Source organism: Ruegeria sp. AF2 (genome assembly GCF_056542025.1).
In genome coordinates, this window is record NZ_JBQFZC010000002.1 from 47,305 (window position 1) to 65,417 (window position 18,113).

Annotated in this window: 17 protein-coding genes; 10 read left to right on the forward strand and 7 right to left on the reverse strand. The window is 55.8% G+C overall.

Annotated features, from left to right (window positions below; genetic code table 11):
* Nucleotides 1–31 precede the first annotated feature (31 nt).
* From ACR0NM_RS08040 to ACR0NM_RS08055, 4 genes are read left to right on the forward strand one after another with little or no spacing between them, the layout of a single operon-like run.
* On the forward strand, nt 32–2,485 hold the full coding sequence (locus tag ACR0NM_RS08040; RefSeq protein WP_170422564.1) for a GcvT family protein: 2,454 nt from the start codon (nt 32–34) through the stop codon (nt 2,483–2,485).
* Between the two features lie 15 nt (nt 2,486–2,500).
* Nucleotides 2,501–4,021 (forward strand): trimethylamine methyltransferase family protein, encoded by a 1,521-nt coding sequence (locus ACR0NM_RS08045; protein ID WP_480614002.1) that lies wholly within the window; start codon nt 2,501–2,503, stop codon nt 4,019–4,021.
* A 60-nt stretch (nt 4,022–4,081) separates the two neighbouring features.
* Nucleotides 4,082–5,095 carry an Ldh family oxidoreductase gene (locus ACR0NM_RS08050; protein WP_480614004.1) on the forward strand — a complete coding sequence of 338 codons (1,014 nt, stop codon included), beginning with the start codon at nt 4,082–4,084 and terminating at the stop codon, nt 5,093–5,095.
* Between the two features lie 11 nt (nt 5,096–5,106).
* On the forward strand, nt 5,107–6,351 hold the full coding sequence (locus tag ACR0NM_RS08055) for an NAD(P)/FAD-dependent oxidoreductase (protein ID WP_480614006.1): 1,245 nt from the start codon (nt 5,107–5,109) through the stop codon (nt 6,349–6,351).
* Here ACR0NM_RS08055 and ACR0NM_RS08060 read toward each other — a convergent pair.
* From ACR0NM_RS08060 to ACR0NM_RS08070, 3 genes are read right to left on the reverse strand one after another with little or no spacing between them, the layout of a single operon-like run.
* On the reverse strand, nt 6,326–7,714 hold the full coding sequence (locus ACR0NM_RS08060; protein ID WP_170611452.1) for an MATE family efflux transporter: 1,389 nt from the start codon (nt 7,712–7,714) through the stop codon (nt 6,326–6,328). The genes ACR0NM_RS08055 and ACR0NM_RS08060 overlap by 26 nt on opposite strands.
* A gap of 12 nt (nt 7,715–7,726) precedes the next feature.
* Nucleotides 7,727–8,314: a helix-turn-helix domain-containing protein gene (locus tag ACR0NM_RS08065; RefSeq protein ID WP_480614008.1), complete on the reverse strand. Its 588-nt coding sequence runs from the start codon at nt 8,312–8,314 to the stop codon at nt 7,727–7,729.
* Between the two features lie 11 nt (nt 8,315–8,325).
* A complete protein-coding gene (locus ACR0NM_RS08070) occupies nt 8,326–8,904 on the reverse strand; it encodes a carboxymuconolactone decarboxylase family protein (RefSeq protein WP_170393839.1) in 579 nt (192 codons plus the stop codon).
* Between the two features lie 269 nt (nt 8,905–9,173).
* Between ACR0NM_RS08070 and ACR0NM_RS08075 the strand changes: the two genes are divergently transcribed.
* From ACR0NM_RS08075 to ACR0NM_RS08090, 4 genes are read left to right on the forward strand one after another with little or no spacing between them, the layout of a single operon-like run.
* Nucleotides 9,174–9,920 (forward strand): amino acid ABC transporter ATP-binding protein, encoded by a 747-nt coding sequence (locus ACR0NM_RS08075; RefSeq protein ID WP_480459463.1) that lies wholly within the window; start codon nt 9,174–9,176, stop codon nt 9,918–9,920.
* Nucleotide 9,921: 1 nt separating this feature from the next.
* Complete coding sequence (locus ACR0NM_RS08080) at nt 9,922–10,764, forward strand: amino acid ABC transporter permease (RefSeq protein ID WP_170393841.1); 843 nt, start codon at nt 9,922–9,924, stop codon at nt 10,762–10,764.
* A gap of 36 nt (nt 10,765–10,800) precedes the next feature.
* On the forward strand, nt 10,801–11,634 hold the full coding sequence (locus ACR0NM_RS08085) for a transporter substrate-binding domain-containing protein (RefSeq protein ID WP_170393843.1): 834 nt from the start codon (nt 10,801–10,803) through the stop codon (nt 11,632–11,634).
* A 53-nt stretch (nt 11,635–11,687) separates the two neighbouring features.
* Nucleotides 11,688–12,569 carry an amino acid ABC transporter permease gene (locus tag ACR0NM_RS08090; protein WP_170562105.1) on the forward strand — a complete coding sequence of 294 codons (882 nt, stop codon included), beginning with the start codon at nt 11,688–11,690 and terminating at the stop codon, nt 12,567–12,569.
* A 7-nt stretch (nt 12,570–12,576) separates the two neighbouring features.
* Here ACR0NM_RS08090 and ACR0NM_RS08095 read toward each other — a convergent pair whose 3' ends face one another.
* From ACR0NM_RS08095 to ACR0NM_RS08105, 3 genes are all read right to left on the reverse strand, one after another.
* A complete protein-coding gene (locus ACR0NM_RS08095) occupies nt 12,577–12,894 on the reverse strand; it encodes a non-heme iron oxygenase ferredoxin subunit (protein ID WP_170635751.1) in 318 nt (105 codons plus the stop codon).
* Nucleotides 12,895–12,897: 3 nt separating this feature from the next.
* Nucleotides 12,898–13,842, reverse strand: a complete 945-nt coding sequence (locus tag ACR0NM_RS08100; RefSeq protein ID WP_480614011.1) for a fatty acid desaturase family protein — start codon at nt 13,840–13,842, stop codon at nt 12,898–12,900.
* A 154-nt stretch (nt 13,843–13,996) separates the two neighbouring features.
* Nucleotides 13,997–15,082: a hypothetical protein gene (locus ACR0NM_RS08105; RefSeq protein ID WP_480614013.1), complete on the reverse strand. Its 1,086-nt coding sequence runs from the start codon at nt 15,080–15,082 to the stop codon at nt 13,997–13,999.
* Between the two features lie 95 nt (nt 15,083–15,177).
* Between ACR0NM_RS08105 and ACR0NM_RS08110 the strand changes: the two genes are divergently transcribed.
* Together ACR0NM_RS08110 and ACR0NM_RS08115 are read left to right on the forward strand one after the other, a co-directional pair.
* Nucleotides 15,178–16,107, forward strand: coding sequence for a LysR substrate-binding domain-containing protein (locus ACR0NM_RS08110; RefSeq protein ID WP_480614015.1), 930 nt, complete (start codon nt 15,178–15,180; stop codon nt 16,105–16,107).
* Nucleotides 16,108–16,203: 96 nt separating this feature from the next.
* Nucleotides 16,204–17,253, forward strand: coding sequence for an aromatic ring-hydroxylating dioxygenase subunit alpha (locus ACR0NM_RS08115; protein ID WP_170422580.1), 1,050 nt, complete (start codon nt 16,204–16,206; stop codon nt 17,251–17,253).
* Nucleotides 17,254–17,287: 34 nt separating this feature from the next.
* On the opposite strand, the gene ACR0NM_RS08120 is transcribed toward ACR0NM_RS08115, so the two are convergent.
* Nucleotides 17,288–18,091: a phytanoyl-CoA dioxygenase family protein gene (locus ACR0NM_RS08120; RefSeq protein WP_480614017.1), complete on the reverse strand. Its 804-nt coding sequence runs from the start codon at nt 18,089–18,091 to the stop codon at nt 17,288–17,290.
* Nucleotides 18,092–18,113: the final 22 nt, after the last annotated feature.

Sequence of the window (18,113 nt, forward strand, 5' to 3'; positions counted from 1 at the left end):
TTGGTCGTGCACAAGTTGAAGGAGTTGCAGTATGCAGTCACATGCAAAAGTCGTGGTTGTCGGTGGTGGATGCGTCGGGGCGTCAATTCTATATGGGCTGACCGAACATGGATGCTCTGATGCCGTTATGCTGGAACGCACCACACTGACCTCGGGTTCGACGTGGCATGCGGCTGGTTTGCTAGTAACCTTTGTGCGGTCGCACAACGTGTCGAAGATGACGATGGAAACCATCCGCATCTATACCGAGGTGGAAGAGAAGATGGGCAGTTCGGTCGGACTGCGTAAGGTAGGACAGCTGCGGGTCGCCAATACCGAAAAGCGCTGGGATGAGTTCCAGTCCTATATCTCGATTGCCGAAGCTGCGGGCGTGCCCTGCCAACTGCTGACGCCGGAGGAGATTGCCGAGATTCATCCCTTGCTGAACCAAAGTCCAGATATTCGGGGTGGTATTCTGCACACGGAAGACGGCTATGTGAATCCCGCCGACATTACCATGGCGCTGGCCAAGCTCGCGCGGGATGCCGGCGCCAAGGTATACCAGAACACCGAAGCGCAGGCTTATGAGAAGCTGGACAATGGCCACTGGAAAGTGACCACCAATCAGGGTGAGATCACCTGCGAGCATCTGATCTTTGCCACCGGCAACTACGCCCGCGAAAATGCGCGCCGCGTGGGGCTGGACCTGCCATGTATCCCGATCGTTCACCAGTATTGGACGACCGAGACGGTGCCGCTGTTGAAAGAGCGCCGGGCGCAAGGCTTGCCCGAATTCCCAATCCTGCGGGATGAGGACTACGGCGCTTATCTGCGCGAAGATGTGGGCGGGATCCAGTTCGGGCCGTATGAATTCACCAAAGACCTCAAACTATTCGCCGAGGATCGTGTCCCGCCCGAGTTCGGAGCCGATCTGTTGCCCGAGGATTTTGATGCCGTGGAAACCCAATGGGAACGCGCCATCGAACGGGTGCCAACCTTGGGTGAGGTTGGGATCAAGGCCAACACCCGTGGCCCGTTCCAGATGACCCCGGACGAGCTGCCTCTGGCCGGACCCGCACCGGGGCATGAGAACCTTTGGCTGGCCGAAGGCATGCCAGGTGGCATCCTCTGGGGCGGCACCGTTGGTAACCGTTTGGCCAAATGGATCGTCGATGGCGATCCGGGCATGGATATGTCGGAGCTCGACCCGCGTCGATTCTCGGACTACGCCTCAAAACGTTGGACCATGGATAAGGTGCGCGAGACATGGGGCACCCATATGGATGCGCATGTTCCGGGTGAGGACTTTCCGGATGCGCGCCCGATGAAGACCATGGGGTCATATGATCTTTTGACTGCTCAGGGCGCGGTTTGGACCAGCTTTAACGGCTACGAATTTCCTCGCTGGTTTGCCAAATCGCCCGAAGAGGCGATCCCCGAACACAGTTTCCGCCGCACCAACCATATGGAGCGTGTCCAGGAAGAGGTGCGCACCACCCGTGAAGAGGCTGGCTTCATCGAAATGTCGCCGATGACCAAGTTCACAGTGCGTGGACCGGGTGCAGCCAAATGGCTGGATAGCCTGATGGCCAACAAGCTGCCCAAGGTGGGCCGCATGACCTTGTCGCTGATGTTGAACGATAAGGGCGGCATGGATGCGGAGTACACAATCGTGCGCTATGCCGACGACGATTTCTACCTGATATCGACGCCGAACTGGCGAGCCTACAATTGGGATCAGTTACAGCGCGTGCTGCCAGGTGATGGCTCGGTGGTGATCGAGGATATCTCAGAACAGCTGGGCGTGATCGCACTGGCTGGGCCCAAGGCACGGGACATCCTGCAACCATTGACCGATAATGATTTGTCGAACGAAGCATTCCCATGGCTGTCGGCACAGATGGGCGAGGTGGGCTATGCCAAAGGTGTGCACTTGTTGCGCGTCTCCTACACCGGTGAGTTGGGATGGGAACTGCACCACCCGGTCGGGTACAATCGCCACCTCGTTGATTTGCTGCTGAAATCGGGTGTGAAACCTTTCGGGCTTGAAGCGTTGGAGTCGATGCGGCTTGAGAAATCCTATCGCGCAATCAACCGCGAAATCTGCAAGGACCTGACCCCATATGAGGCCGATTTGGGCCGTTTCGTTGCAATGACCGAGAAGATCGGCGGGCAGGTGGCCGAACGTGATTTCATCGGCAAAGCCGCGTTGCAACAGCAGCAGGAGCAGGGTGGATACAACACACTGGTCACACTGAAGCTGCCGTTCTGCGACACCTCGGTGATGTTTGACGAAGGCGTATATGCCGATGGCAAGCTGATCGGACGCGTCACCTCGGGCGGGTTCTCGTATTACTGCAACCACGACATTGCGATGGCGCTGGTTCCACACGAGATGACGGCACCCGGCACCAAAATGCAGGTGCTCATCCACAATGAAATGCGCGAGGCCGAAGTGATCGATACCTGCGCCGTTGATCCCACCAGCGCCCGCGCGCGCGCCTGATCCGGAGGATTTGAGATGGCAGAAGTCAAAGCACGCTCGGGCCGTGGCGGTGGACGTGCCGCGCGGGTCAAGGCTCGCACCAACCCGCCCCCAGTCTACTTGTCGACGCTGAACCGCAAAGTTGGCCCGATTGATCTGCTTGGTCCTGAAGGCGTTGAGAAAATCCACAACGCGGCCATGACTATACTTGAAACCACAGGGATTGAGTTCCGCGATCCGGTGGCCTTAGCGGATTGGAAGAAGTACGGTGCGGATGTTCAGGGTGAGCGGGTGCGCATCGGACGCGAGATGCTTATGGACCTGATCTCGGCCGTTCCCTCGGAATGGGGCTATGCCGCGCGCAACCCGGAACGCTCGCTACGGGTGGGCAATCGGCATTCGGTCTTTGCCAATGCGTATGGCGCGCCATTTGTCTATGGTCTGGATGGTGTGCGCCGCCCTTCGATGCTGGAGGATGCGCATAACTTCTTCAAACTCAGTCAGATGAGTCAGTCGATGATGGTGCCGGGTATTTTGCCGGTCGAGCCGCAGGACGTACCCGTCCCGCAACGCCACCTGGAGCTGGTTCATGCCGCACTGACGCTGACCGACAAACCTATCAAGGGTTCAGTTCTATCCGAACAGGCAGCGTTGGACTCGGTAGAGATGACTCGCATCGTGTTTGGTGAGGAGTTTGTTGACAACAATGTGGTGATGGCAGCCCTGCTGAACTGCAACACACCGTTGGTCTGGGATGAGACCATGTTGCAGAGCCTACGCGTCTATGCCGCCGCCAACCAGCCCTGCCTGCTGTCGCCCTTTGTTCTTGCCGGGGCGAGCACACCTGCAAGCCCGCAGGGTGGTGTCGCGCTGCTGATTGCAGAATCTCTGGCCGGTATGGCCTACAGCCAGATCATCCGGCGCGGAGCCCCGATGGTGCTGGGGGTGGCAATCATGGGCGTTTCGATGAAGACAGGTGCACCGATGATGGGCTCTCCGGAACCCGGGCTGATGAACCTTCTGGTGGGTCAGATGGCACGGTTTTATGGTGTGCCATGGCGGACCTGTACCATGTGGACCGGATCGAAATCCCCGGATATGCAGGCTGCGTTCGACACCGCAAACACCATGTGGCCGGTGCTTCTGGGCGGTGCAAACTACATCGTACACTCGGCAGGCTTCCTAGAAGGCGCGCTTGGGGTCAGCTACTCAAAATGGGTGCAGGACGCGTTGCAGTTGGAGAACTTCCACCGTTTCTTCAGCGGCCTGCAAGAGGAAAATCTGGACACGTTGCTGGGCGACATTGACAAAATCGGACCGGGTGGGCACTTCCTTGGTACTGACCACACGCGCGAAAACCCAATGCATATGAACCACTTGCAAAACAATGACAGTTTTGAACAGTGGGAGGCAGAAGGTGCGAAAACCGCAGAAGCCGTTGGCACGGAAGAGGCGCAGCGTATGCTGAACACCTACGTCCAGCCACCAATGCCGGACGATCAGCGCGGGGCGTTGGATGAATTCGTCGCTAAGAAGCGGGTAGAATACAGCGCCTAAACAGATCTGCAAGCGGGCACTTATGTGCCCGTTTCCTCAACCAACGACAGGATTAGGCACATGGCCGATAACTCGACGATCGCTCTCTCACTCGACGAAGTAGAGGAATTGGCAAAATCTGTCCTTGTGGCTGCAGGCATGGATGAACATGGCAGCACGGTTCTGGCCGGGCTTGTGCGGATGAGCGAGCGCGACGGCCCGCGTAGCCATGGGTTAAGGATGTTACCTGTTTATGCGCAGAGCTTTTCTTCGGGATATGCCAATCCCGAGGCCGACCCGAGTGTCGAACGGATCGCACCGGGGGTTCTGCGCGGAGATGGTGACAATGGCTATTACCAGATCGTGGCCGCCAAAGCTCGAGACGAGCTTATTGAAATGGCGCGCGCGAATGGTATTGCCGCGTTAACTTGTGCCAATTGCCACCATCTGGGGGCACTACGTTTCGATACAGGTCCGCTGGCGGACGCTGGGCTGGTAGCGCTAGGTGTTGTGAACTCGCTCTCGATGGTGGTGCCGCAAGGCGGCACCCGCCCTGTTTTTGGCACCAATCCGATGTCCTTTGCTTGCCCGCGACCGGGTCGTGCGCCGGTTGTATGGGATCAGGCCTCGTCAATGGTTGCGCTGATGGACATCCGGATGGCCGCGGCCGAAGGGCACGAATTGCCACGCCCTGCGGGGCTTGACCCGAACGGTCAGCCAACCAGCGATCCCAACGCGATTTTGGAGACCCGCAGTCTGTTGCCGTTTGGCGAGCACAAAGGCGCGGCGATCGCCTTCCTGATCGAAGTTCTTGGCGCGGCACTGGCCGGTGGAACATTGTCCGTGGACAATGCCAACCGCGAAGCGCACGGTGCCTTGAATATCAAGGGCGGTTCAACGTTGATCGCGATTGATCCGGCGCGTTTCGGGAATGCCGCATTTGAAGGCTATGTCCAACGCATCTGCGCTGAGATTGAAGGTAACGGGGATGCCCGCGTTCCCGGAGATGGCCGCTTGAAGAACCGTGCTGCCGCCGAAGCGGATGGTGTTCGCGTCACGGCGGACTTGATGAAGCAACTTCGCGAACTTCTGTAGGGGTCCCAGTAATGGCACGGGTGGTTGTAATTGGCGGCGGCATCGTCGGAATATCCTGTGCGCTGACATTGCAGTCGCAGGGCCACGAGGTCACCGTCGTAGAACCGGGTCCGGTTGGTGAGGGCGCGAGTTGGGCTTCCTGCGGGTGTATCGCAGTGGGTGAGATCGTGCCGTTGTCGCAGCCGGGGATGCTGATGAAAGTGCCGGGCTGGTTGCTGGATGCCGAGGCCCCGTTGACACTGCGCCCGGCCTCAGTAGCGAAGCTGCTGCCGTGGTTTGCACGGTTTACGGCCAATGCGCGTCGCTCGAAGATGCGCGCAATCGCCTCCGATCTGGCAAGAATTACGTTTGCTGCAACAGCGGATTTCAAGGCTCAGCTTTTAGATGTAGGCCATCCTGAGCTTTTGGTCGAACGGCCGGTAATCAAGTTGTTTGACGACGACAATGACCTTGCGACCATGCGCCCAGCTTTTGAGTTGGCGCGTGAGTTGGGCTGCACGATTGATCAAGTTACAGGTCAGGAAGCGCATGAAATCGATCCTGCAATAGCATCTGATTTCAAACATGCAGCTTTGCTTAGAGACTGGAGTTTTGTGACGGACCCTAAGGTATTGGTTGAAACGCTGACGCAGAGTTTTAGCAGCCGCGGCGGGGCTGTCGTGGCAGGAAGAGCAATCGGTTTTACGCAGGACGGACAACATGTGAAAAGCGTGAAGCTGAGCGATGGGCGATCGATCAGCGCAGATGATTTCGTCATCGCTGCGGGAACGCCGTCTAGAATCTTGGCCAAGACGCTGGGCGTTCAACTGAGGATGGAAGGGGTGATCGGATATTCGACTGCGTTGAAAGATAGCGGGGTCGAGCTCCGCCATACAGTGTTTTATGCCAAAGGCGGGTTTGGCATTACACCGTATCAGCAGGCGCTGGCAGTGGCCGGTACCGCAGAATTTGCCGACCTGAACGCGCAGCCGAATTGGAACCGAGCCGATGTGCTGGTCAGGCGTGCATTCCGCGTATTACCGGGTTTGAAGACCGATAATGCGGAACGCAGGATGGGTCGCCGCCCGTTTACACCGGACACGCGTCCGATCATTGGCCGCAGCAGGCGACTGGCTAACGTCGCCTTTGCGACGGGTCACGGACAGCTTGGCCTGACACTAGGCGCGACGACGGCGCGTATAATCGCAGATGTAATTGCTGGCAGATCACCGGACATCGATATAGAAGCCTTCAGCCCAGATCGGTTCTCGTCCTGAGCCAAAGCCCGCCCAGCTCTTTTTGAGCCACATGGGACGTCATCAGCAACGCGATCATCCAGCCAGTCACCACGGCACCTGCGGTGCCGAACCAGACACCAATTTCGTTAAAGCCGAGCAGGCCGACGAAAATCCAGACAAAAAAGGCGACGCCAAATCCCTGACGATATAGGCTGATCCACACGGTCCAGATCGGTCGCTTCAAGGCTTGCAATAGCGAGTTGATGGAAAAAAGCATCATGTAGATCGGGAGGATCAGACTATCGACACGTAGATAGCTAAGTCCGACGCGGATCACTTCGGGATCGTCGGTGAAAAAGCCCATCATAAGGCGGCCAAATATCCACAATATGGGGGCTGCGATGGCGGTCATGATGAACCCGACTTTCCAGCAATAAAACAGTGCCTCGCGTACCCTTTCATAGTCGCGGGCACCGAAATTCTGGGACGCGATGGGCAGCAGTGCCCCCGTGACCCCCAGCACCGGCAAAAGCAAAATCTGCTCAAGCCGAATGGCAATGCCAAAGCCAGCGATTGCGTGCTCTCCAAAGATTTTCAGGGCAAACTGCATGACGAAACCTGACAGCAGCATCACGAAGAAAGATGTCGCTGTGGGAAGTACCTGAACCGAGATCTCCTTGAACTTCTGTAGGCGCGGAATGAAGTTTCGGGGGCGCATGCGCCTCATCCTGCGGCGTCTGAGGACCTGACGGATCAGAAACACCATCACACCGGTCTGGCTGATCACCGTCGATACAGCGAGGCCATCAAATCCGATGCCCGGGATCATGCCCGGAATGCCGTAGATCAAGAGGGGGTTCAGACCGATATTGGCAAAAAACGCCACCATGAGGGCGCGTTGCATCGATACCGCGTCACCATGTGCCTGAAGAATGCCATTGCAACCGAAGGCCAGAAGAAATCCGGGCAAGGCCAATAGGAGCCAGTGGAAATAACGTAAACCTGCATCGCGATAAGGTCCCGGTTCCGAAACCAGATTTATCAGCGCAGGGCCGTACCAGAGACCCGCCGCCGCCAGGACACAGGCTGCAATGAAACCATAGATCATTCCCTGTGCTGCAAAACGCCGCGCTGCGCGAGTGTCTCCAGCGCCTAACGCGTTGCCGACCAGCGCGCTCATCGCGGCACCCAACCCGACCCCGACCGAAATGGCAATGAAAAAAGCCTGAAACCCTAATGCCAATCCAGCCTGTGCGCTGGTCGAGAGAAGGCCGGCGAAGAACATGTCGACAACGTTGTAGAGAGTGTTGAACAACATCCCGATTGCGCCCGGGATCGCCAGGGTTCGGAAATGGGTCGAGATTGGCCCGCGCGTCAGATCAATTTCAGTTGGGATGGCCATATCAACTGGCCACTACGGACGTTCGGCCTGAACGGTCAGGAATACGAACTCTGGCGTTAGGACCTCTTCGAAGCCGTGATTCAGCTCTGCATCGATGCTGATGCTGTCTCCTGCTGAAAGAGTAAATCGGGCCTCGCCATAGCGATAGATGGCCTGCCCTTCGAGAACCTGCACAAACACGACGCCATGGCCGACATAAGTGGGTGGCTGCCCCTCGTCGCGCAACAACGTGACACGACGGGCCTGAAAGCGCAGGTCCTTCCGGGAATGCAGCGCAAGGTTGACGTATTCGTGCGAATGGCCGCCCGCCAGTCGCGTAGACTTTAGCCCTTCGCCATGGCGAACCAGCGTATAGTCGGTGTGGTCTGTCCGCGCTTCGCGAAATAGCGATACGATTGGTACCTCTAACGCTTCGGCAAGTGCAGCCAGCGTATCGATTGACGGAGAGACCAACCCGTTTTCGATACGGCTGACCATTGCAGCCGAGATACCAGACTGTTCTGCCAAACGACGGGCGGATTGCTTGCGGCTTTGGCGCAGTTCCCTGAGCGAGGCACCAATAGCGCGATCAATCTGTCTTCCCGGCGTGTCATCGTGCATGATTCAATCCGTCAATCCTCGGCGTAGTAGCCCACCACGTCCCCTTCCGTTGTGACACCCAGACCATTCAGCAATCGGTTGGCATAATTGAAATATCCGACGATCTGGTTGATCTCGAGAATCTCTCCGTCTTCCCAGCCGGCATCTTTCAATGCGCGAACTTCGGATTCCTCCATTGCACCCGGCGACAGGGTCAGCTTTTGCGCATAGATCAGCGCGGCCAACTGCGCACCTTCAAATGCATCCTGCGGACGATGGGCCTTTAACGCGGCCTCGATTGCGTCGGCGCGTGCGTCGTCACCGATCAGATGTCGGGCGTTTGCCCAATGGTTGGCATAAGAATAGGGGCAGGTGTTCAACGTCGATACGTAAGAGCTGATGACTTCCTGAAACCACATGGGTATGGAATTGGCTTCATCATGCAGGCACGCGCGATACAGAATGACGTGACCTTTCATGGTGTTGGGACGCAGTGAATGCACGCGCATCACATTGTCCACGGTCCCGTGTGGTGTGCGCGCCAGATCCAGAGTCGCTCTCAGGTGCTCGTCGGCATCTTCGTCAGATATCATCCGAATCCAGGCGGACATTCACGTTTCCTCTCGTGTTTTCTGTTTCTATTTTCGCGGCGTGTGCCGTTCGGCTGAGTTTTTTATTGACGAATATTGCACATTAAGCAACCATATTGAACAGCGCGCAACGAATTTGAGGATTCTGAAGCTTTGCCAGATCTCTCCACACTGCCTGAATCCCCTCGAATGACCTCGTGCCCATGCGTGCATGACCTCATGTTGCGATCGCACCACCACAGCGTCATAGATCAGCGACGCCAGCTGATCCGCATCTTGACAGGTTCGGCATGACACAGCTCTCCCCCATGATCGAAGTGACCAATCTGGATAAGTTCTATGGGACTTTCCATGCGCTCAAGAACATCGATCTGACCGTTCATCAGGGCGAGAAGGTGGTAATCTGCGGCCCGTCCGGATCAGGAAAATCCACACTGATCCGCTGTTTCAACGGGTTAGAGTGGCATAATTCCGGGCGTCTCGTGATCGATGGGATCGAAGTCTATGAAGGTGCCAAGGAAATCCGTGAACTGCGACAGGAAGTCGGCATGGTCTTCCAGCAGTTCAACCTGTTTCCGCACCTGACTGTGCTTGAAAACCTGATGATCGGACCGATGAAGGTGCGCAAGCTATCCAAGGCGCAGGCCGAGGAAACCGCGCGCAATTATCTTGATCGCGTTCACATCCCCGAGCAGGCCGACAAGTACCCCGCGCAATTGTCGGGGGGGCAGCAACAGCGCGTCGCTATCGCGCGGTCTTTATGCATGGAAACACGGATCATGCTGTTTGATGAACCTACATCCGCGCTTGATCCCGAAATGATCAATGAGGTGCTGGATGTGATGGTTGAACTGGCCGATACCGGCATGACCATGGTGGTTGTCACGCATGAGATGGGGTTTGCGCGCAAGGTCGCCGACACGATGGTCTTTATGGAGTCGGGGCAGATCGTTGAAATCTCGCCGCCCGATCAGTTCTTCACCAACCCGTCAAGCGAGCGCTGCCGTCTATTCCTGAACCAGATATTGGAACACTAACGTGACCGATCTGGGCATATCACAGGGACGCGGGCAAGCGCTGCCGAAGCCACCACTATACAAGCGATTCTTTGGTTCGGTGTTAGTGTCCGTCGTGATCTATGCGGTTATTGTCGGGTTGATCGCCTACGGGTCATATGTTGGCGCGCAGGGTATGGGCTATAACTGGCAGTGGTATCGCGTGCCCCAATTCCTGTACCGCAACACCGAGATCGGGTTCGAGTGGGGCGAAATCCCCATCGGACTGGTTGCCACGATCAAGCTGTCAGTTACCTCGTTTCTGCTGGCCACAGCTATCGGGTTGCTGGTGGCGTTACTGCGCTTGTCCGGCTTGGTAGTTGGCACGGCTGTCGCGGTTGCCTACCTTGAACTGATCCGCAATATCCCTCTGCTGGTTCTGCTTTACCTGTTCTATTATGTCCTGGGTCCTATCTTTGGATTTGATCGATATACCGCCAGCATCCTGACTTTGGCGGTGTTTCATTCAGCCTTGATTTCAGAAATCCTACGGGCGGGGATCAACGCCATCCCATCTGGTCAGTGGGAGGCGGCCAAGTCTATCGGTATGACCCCCTATCAGACCTACAGATATATCATTCTGCCGCAATCTGTTCGCTTTATGCTACCGCCCATGACGGGCGAGGTCGTCCACTTGATCAAATCCTCGGCTATTGTCAGCGTCATTGCCGTGGCTGAACTCACCACCTTCGGGCGCAACATCATATCCGACACATATATGAGTTTTGAAATCTGGTTCACTATCGCGCTGGTCTATCTGGTGGTGACCCTGATCCTGTCGATTGGCGTTAGCTATCTGGAGAAGAAATATGCCGTCGACCAATAACCACAAGAACTTAACCGGACAACAAGGAGAACCAAGATGAAGCTATCTCGCAGAATGCTCGGGGCGGCCCTGGGCGCGGTCGTGGCAACAGGCATGGCGACCTCAGGCTGGGCGCAAAGTGCGACTCAGGAACTGTCCCGCGAAAGTGTGATTGAAACGATCAAACAGGATGGGGTAATCCGGATTGGTCTTTCGCTGTTCGTGCCGTGGTCGATGCGCGACAAGAATGGTGATCTGATCGGGTTCGAACTGGATGTCGGTCGCAAGCTGGCCGAGGACATGGGTGTAGAGGTCGAGTTTGTACCGACCGCCTGGGATGGCATCATCCCGGCGCTCGTATCCGGCAATTTCGACGTGATCATCTCGGGCATGTCGGTGACTGCGCAGCGAAACTTGACGATCAACTTCACCGATCCCTACGCGTATTCGGGCCTGGCTATTATGGCTAACAAACAGTTGACCGATGGTATGTCTTTGGAAGATTTCAATAAACCTGAGGTCACCTTTGCCGCTCGTCGCGGTGCGACACCAGCTACAGTCATCGCGGAAAACTTCCCCAACGCGACGCTGCTGTTGTTTGATGAAGACGGTGCATCAACGCAAGAAGTGCTGAACGGAAACGCGCATGCCTCAATGGCGGCCCAACCCACACCGAACCGCGAGGCCGGTCGTCATCCGGAAACTCTGACCGTTCCGTTCGATAACCTCTATGATCCGCGTGGCGAAGCGTTCGGAGTACGCAAGGGCGATCCGGACGCCATGAATTTTTTCAACAATTGGATCGCTCAGAACTGGCGGTCGGGTTGGTTGGAAGAGCGTCACAACTATTGGTTCGCAACTGAAGAGTGGGCAGACCAGGTTGCCCAATAACCAATTAGCCGGGGGCGGGTCAGCCGCCCTCGGGCCTGAAGCGGAGCGCCCAGGTGCCTGAATTTCTTAGAAAACTCAGATGGCCAGATTATCTGATCGTGGCGGTATTGATCGCCTTCTTCGGATATATCTGGTTGTCGATCGAAGGCACGCTGAACTATAAGTGGCGGTGGGAATTGATCCCCAGCTACATCGTCGGCTGGCATACTGGGCGAGAAGAGTATTTTGCCAATCTATTGCTGCAAGGCTTGGTGGCGACGGTTCGTATCAGCATCTATTCCGGCATTTTGGCGCTCATTCTGGGTACAATTCTGGGGATCGCGCGCTGTTCCGCGAACCTGACCATACGCATGCTGGCACGCACTTATCTTGAATTTCTGCGTAATGTGCCACCGGTTGTTGTTGTCTTTATTTTCTTTTTCTTCCTATCGCAGCAACTGATCGACGCACTGAACCTTGAACGCTGGGCGCGTGGAATTGCGCGGCAGGAAGACAACCAGATCTGGACATTTTTCTTTGGTGAGATGCGGCGCTTTCCGTCGCTTGTCTCAGGTGTCATCGTTCTGGCGCTGTTTGAAAGCGCATTTGTCGGCGAAATTGTCCGAGCAGGTATCCAGTCGATCCCGAAAGGTCAGCGCGAAGCTGCACGCTCGATCGGTATGAGCCGTTTGCAAGAGCTTCGCTATGTCGTGCTGCCGCAGGCGATGAAAAAGGTCGTGCCGCCGCTGGCCAACCAGTTCATCTCACTAATCAAGGACAGCTCGATCTTGTCGCTGATCTCGGTTCAGGAACTGACCTACAAGACCGTCGAGTTGGTCGCTTCGTCCCGGATGATCTTTGAGGCATGGATCACAACGGCTGCATTCTATTTTGTCGTCTGCTTCGGCCTCAGCCGCATCTTTGCGCGGCTAGAGAAACGATCTGACAAGCGCTAGGTTCAGGTCACATTCGGACCTGAACCATTCCATCCTGAATCCGTGTCTCAAAAACCCGCATTGCTCGGGTCGCGGGCGCTGAAACAGGCTTGCCATCACGCACATCGAACGCGCCCTGGTGCAATGGGCATTCGATAACATGCCCATCAAAATAGCCGTCACACAGATCAGCCCCGCCATGGTTGCACAATGCCAGCGAGGCATAGACACCGCTGGGCGTGTCATAAACCGCAATCAATCTGGGTCCGATCTGAACCCGCGTGACCCAGTTTTCTTCCAGCTTCGATGCCTCGATCACATCGCGCCAAGATTTGTCTGCCGCCATCTCTCAGGCCTCGGCTTTGCGTTGCATGATCTGCCGCAGAATGTCGCGATGCGCAGCCAGATATCCACCTTTTTCGACGAAGACATGATCCTTTAGCTTCTCATGCAGACGGGGCAGAGCGTGGAAGGGAACTGAGGCGACATAGTGATGTTCGGCATGATAGTTCATATTCCAGCATAAAAATGACATCGGCTTTGACACCAGATTGGTGCGCGTGTTTTCTGACATCTGCGCCACGGTGGGACGTCCGACATGCTCGGTCATTCGTATGAATCGCATCACCGGCTCACCCAGAAACAGGGGTATGATCCAATACCAGATCAATCCCCACCATCCGGTGGAGGCCATAGCCAGAAAGATCAAAGCGTAAATGGCCAGCATGCGGCGCGCGTCCCAATAGACCGACTGATGCTCCTCTTTGGGAATGAAACTCAACTCGGCCTTGCTGAGCTTCCCAAAGGCATGTCGGAACAGCTCAGTAAACTTACCGCGCCAATAAGGCAGGGCTGACAGGTACAAAAAGTACTCGCCAAGGGATTTGGGCAGCGGGATCAGTTCGGGATCCTCTCCGTTCAGTTGCGTAAACGTGTGATGATCACAATGTTCGTATCGGAAGAACCGATGGGGCAGAATGATGATCAGCCCGCAAATCTGACCAACCAGATCATTCAACCACCGGGTGCGAAACACGGTATAGTGCACACACTCATGCTGAAGTGAGAAATGATGCACCAAGACGACCCCTTGCAGAAACATCGCGGGCCAAATCAGCCAACTGTTCCAGGCTAGGGTGATCAATGTTGTCGTGCAGGCCAGCACCAAAATCCACATTGCAAGATGACGTAACCCGTGCGCGTTCGAGCGTTGCATGAATCCCTTGAGTTCTTCGCGCGTCAGTTTTCCTTCGGCCAGAGCCTGAGTCAGCGGCGTAACAATAGCTTTTGACATGTGATTTCCATGATTTTGCCGGAGCGGGGGTCTTGCCCTCTGCGCATATTCCGGCACCGGAGACGGGAGTGCTCCGCACCATAGGGCCAACTCGAACAGACCCTATTATCTAAGAGTATTTCCACAGCTCGTGATTCGATCAAGCCGCTATTGATCAGCCAACTGCACGCAGACCGATATCCGGATCGGGATGGGCGAACAGGGCGGCCGCGCAAGGGTGCCGATCCAGGATTGATTGGCCGTAAGGCAACCGTTCGGCATGGAATGTACCGTGGTTCCAATAAGTTACGCCATCGATTTCGATGGAAGGATCAATAACGTTCCAGCTGATTTCACCGGGGGCGTACGCCCCGCAGGTGTGGAAATGCAGGATGCGTGGATTTCCGAAAGCGGAGCCGCCCCAGCGTTCATAGTTTTCGCGCATATCCCAGGGGTAGCCGCAGCCCGGATGGATACCTGCATGCCAAGAGTGCACGAAATTGCGATCAATTCCCAACTGGTTGGCTACCCGGTCATAATGCGCCTCGGCCCGTGCGGCGTTGTCGGGATCGCCGTCAAAACGCTGCAGCCGCCCATTCTCCATCATCGCAAAGACGGGGCGGTCGAATTCGATGGTGTAGTCATCGTAATACTTCGACCCCGTTCCCGTCAGAAAACTGATCGCGACACGGCCCGAGAAACTGTGGGCAGGAACCGGGGTAAAGACTGACATCGGAAAACGCAGGATCGAGGTGTCGCCCGCGGGTTGCAGGTTCATCACTGGCCGACCGCTTACATCAGTGCCCAAAGGGCAAGTGATCCGCACCTCGCTGGCCGCGTCCAAGACCGCGTTGATATCGGCCTTAAGCTCCATGAACGCATCGTGGTGGCCGTTGGAGAAACCAGATCCCAGCATTTCTTTGGTTAAAGCGAAGCTAACGATGACTTTCTTACCCTGCGGCATGTCCGAGAACCGCAACTGATCTCCAAGACGGGCCAAAAATAGAATGATGTCTGCCACTTCGAACCGGGCAAGCAGATCGGGCGATAATTGCGGATTGTCCGGATTGAAGCCCACATCAATCGTGTCGACCCCCAGCCCAAGTTTACGGGCCGCCTGACTGACAACATTTACGCTGTCGGCGTCGAAATATCCAAACTCTGCAGGTTCATAGGCAATCAGCAGCCTTTCACCCGCCGCCGCGCGGGCGCAATTGACCAGCAGATTGTAAGCGCCCCGCTCTGGCGTCATGTCGGACATCGACATCTCCTGATTACTTGACATTATCAACTTACGGCCTAAGGCCGCCGGCAATCCATTTGAAAGTGATAATGGCTGACATTAGGATGACTAATATGATCTTGAATCTGCCATATTCCGCGCTGCGAGCCTTTGAGGCAGTTGTACGCCATTCCGGCTTTTCACCCGCCGCCGAGGAACTGGGGGTCAGCCAAAGTGCCGTCAGCCAGCACGTCAGATCGCTCGAGGAATGGCTTGGGCGGGATTTGCTGCTGCGCGGTGCGCGGCAATCGCGACCTACCCGCGAAGGTGAGCAATTGGCGCAGGCAATCTCGGATGGGCTGGGCCGCATTTCAGATGTGTGTGCGCAACTTCGCGATCGAACGCGTGCGGACCGGACCATCGTGATTTCATGCTTGCCGGGGTTTGCATTCAACTGGCTGTTTCCAAGGCTTCTGCACTTTGATTTGGCCCACCCGGACCTGTCTATTTCGATCGCGACGGATACGGGATACTATCCGTTTTCCGGCGCAGATTCCGATATCGGCATTCGATATGGTCTTGGTGAATATCCCGGGTTTGAAGTGGATTTGCTTATGCGGGAAAGGCTGTTTCCCGTCTGCGCGCCTGCGCTGTTGCCTGAACTAAAGCGCATTGAAGATTTGTCACAGCACACACTGCTGGTAGATGAAAATCTGCACCATGGTACGTCCAGCCCAACATGGGAGTTCTGGGCGCGGCAATCCAATCTGACATTGCCGTCTGGAGTGCGCACGCGCCGATTGGGCCAATCAAACATGGTCATACAGGCAGCGATTGAGGGGCTGGGGGTGGCGCTTGGGCGCGAACCGCTGGTTATTGATGCGTTGTGCGATGGCCGTTTGGTGCGACCGTTTCAGCAACTGACCCAATCGCCACTTTCCTATTGGCTCGTCCGGCGTCCTGATAGCAAAGACAGCCAAAAAGTCAGCGAGTTCCTGAACTGGATCAAGGCCGAAGTTGCTTCGCAGCCCGATCTGCCCCCGTCTGTAACGCTGCCGAATTAGCTTGCCTTATATGTATCATTACAAATCCAGAATGGTGTATTGCGCTGACGCTGCCATAATGGCGCTAAGCCAACTGATGAAATTGGAGAGCAAACCATGTACCTCAGAAATTGCTGGTATGTTGCCGCCTGGAGCAAGGATATCGGGCGCGAACTGAAGGCTGAGACATATCTGGGTGAGAACATTGTGCTCTATCGTCAGCAGGATGGGACGCCCGTTGCGCTTGAGAATGCCTGCCCGCATCGCAAGCTCCCGCTATCCGATGGCAATCTGAAAGGGGATCTGGTCGAGTGCGGCTACCACGGGCTGACATTCGATTGTTCGGGCAAATGTACGGACAGCCCAACGCAGCGGGGGATGACGCCTCGGCGCGCGGTGGTGAAGTCTTATCCAGTTGTCGACCGCTATCGCCTGCTCTGGATCTGGATGGGCGATCCTGAACTGGCTGATCCGGACCTGATTTTCCCAATCGAAAACTTTGATGACACGAGCTGGGGCCTAACCGATGGCGGGGTGATGGATATCGATTGCCATTATCTTTGGGTTTGCGATAACCTGCTTGATCCCAGCCATGTGGCCTGGGTACATGTCTCGTCATTCGCCGGCGCGGGAACGGATGAAGAGCCTCTGGACGTCAAAAAGACAGATCGCGGCGTGATTGTCTCGCGCTGGATCGAAAACAAACCACCATCGCCTTACTATGCCAAACTGGTCTCGTTCGACGGCGATTGCGACCGCTTGCAGCATTACGAAATGTGCATGCCCGCAATCGGGCTGAATAAGTCCATCTATACTCCGGTTGGCACGGGTGGATATGACAAAGATCCTGTCGATGAGACATTCATCAACATCTCTTACAACTTCATGACGCCAATCAACGAGGATCAGACCAGGTATTTCTGGTTCCAGCATCGCAACTCTGATCCTGACAATGCCGAGGTTTCAAAGTTCATGAATGACGGTGCCCGGATGGCGTTTCTTGAAGACAAAGATGTGCTGGAAAAAGTGCACAAGGGCATGAAAAATGCTCAGACACCGCATATTGATCTGGGTTTGGATGCCGGGGCAAAAACATACCGTCGCGTGCTCGACCGAGCGATCGAGGCCGAGGCCGCTGTGCCAGAGGGTGCAATTCGGCAAGCCTGAAACCTGAACAGAGGCCAGTTCCCGGCCCCTTATCTTAGGTGTTGCTATAGATGACAGGGAAGCGCCCACCGGCAAAGGGAGCACCCGGTTTCAGGTCGTCATCATGCAGCCATTCAGTGACGCTATCGCGCGGTTCATAGGTGGCACCTTCAACGGCAAAACGTACCGCATATCCACGCCTGCGACGGGTCGAGGTTCGGTTGCCCATCGCCGAATGCACAGTCATTCCATCGAAGGCCAGTGCATCGCCAGGTTCCATCTGTTCATGGTGGAATATGTCATATTTAGTGCGATCCGCCTCGAAATCGGGCATGTCGATATAGTCCGGTTTATCCTCTTCCAGATAGTGAAGAAACTTGCCAAGCTGGTCAGTTTTGAAAGGCCGGTATTTTGCGCCCCAAGCGTGCGAGCCACGGACAAATTCCAGCGCTCCATTGTCTGGGTCGACAGGATCAAGTGCGATCCACATTGTCATGATGGGACCGGCCACAGGCCAATAGGGCTGATCTGTATGCCAGCCGGTCTGGGTGCGTGTGCCGGGTTCTTTCACAAAAATTTGGTCATAGATCAACGAAGTCCAGGGGCTACCCGCCACCTCGGCCACGCGCTTTCCAATATCTGAGTTCAGACAATAGTCCTGAAAGACACTCGGTTTTTCACGCATATTTTTATAGGCAAAATACCGGACACCCTTTTTGACCTCTTCGTCCACGGCATCACGCAACTTGTTTAACCAATCGTCCCTGAGGATGTTTCTCAATAAAACGACGCCATCGCGCGCATACGCTTGCTGAACAGAATCTGTATCCGGTGTGTTTATCATAGTTCTTCCATCCATAGCATCCGCCTCATTTCCCGGC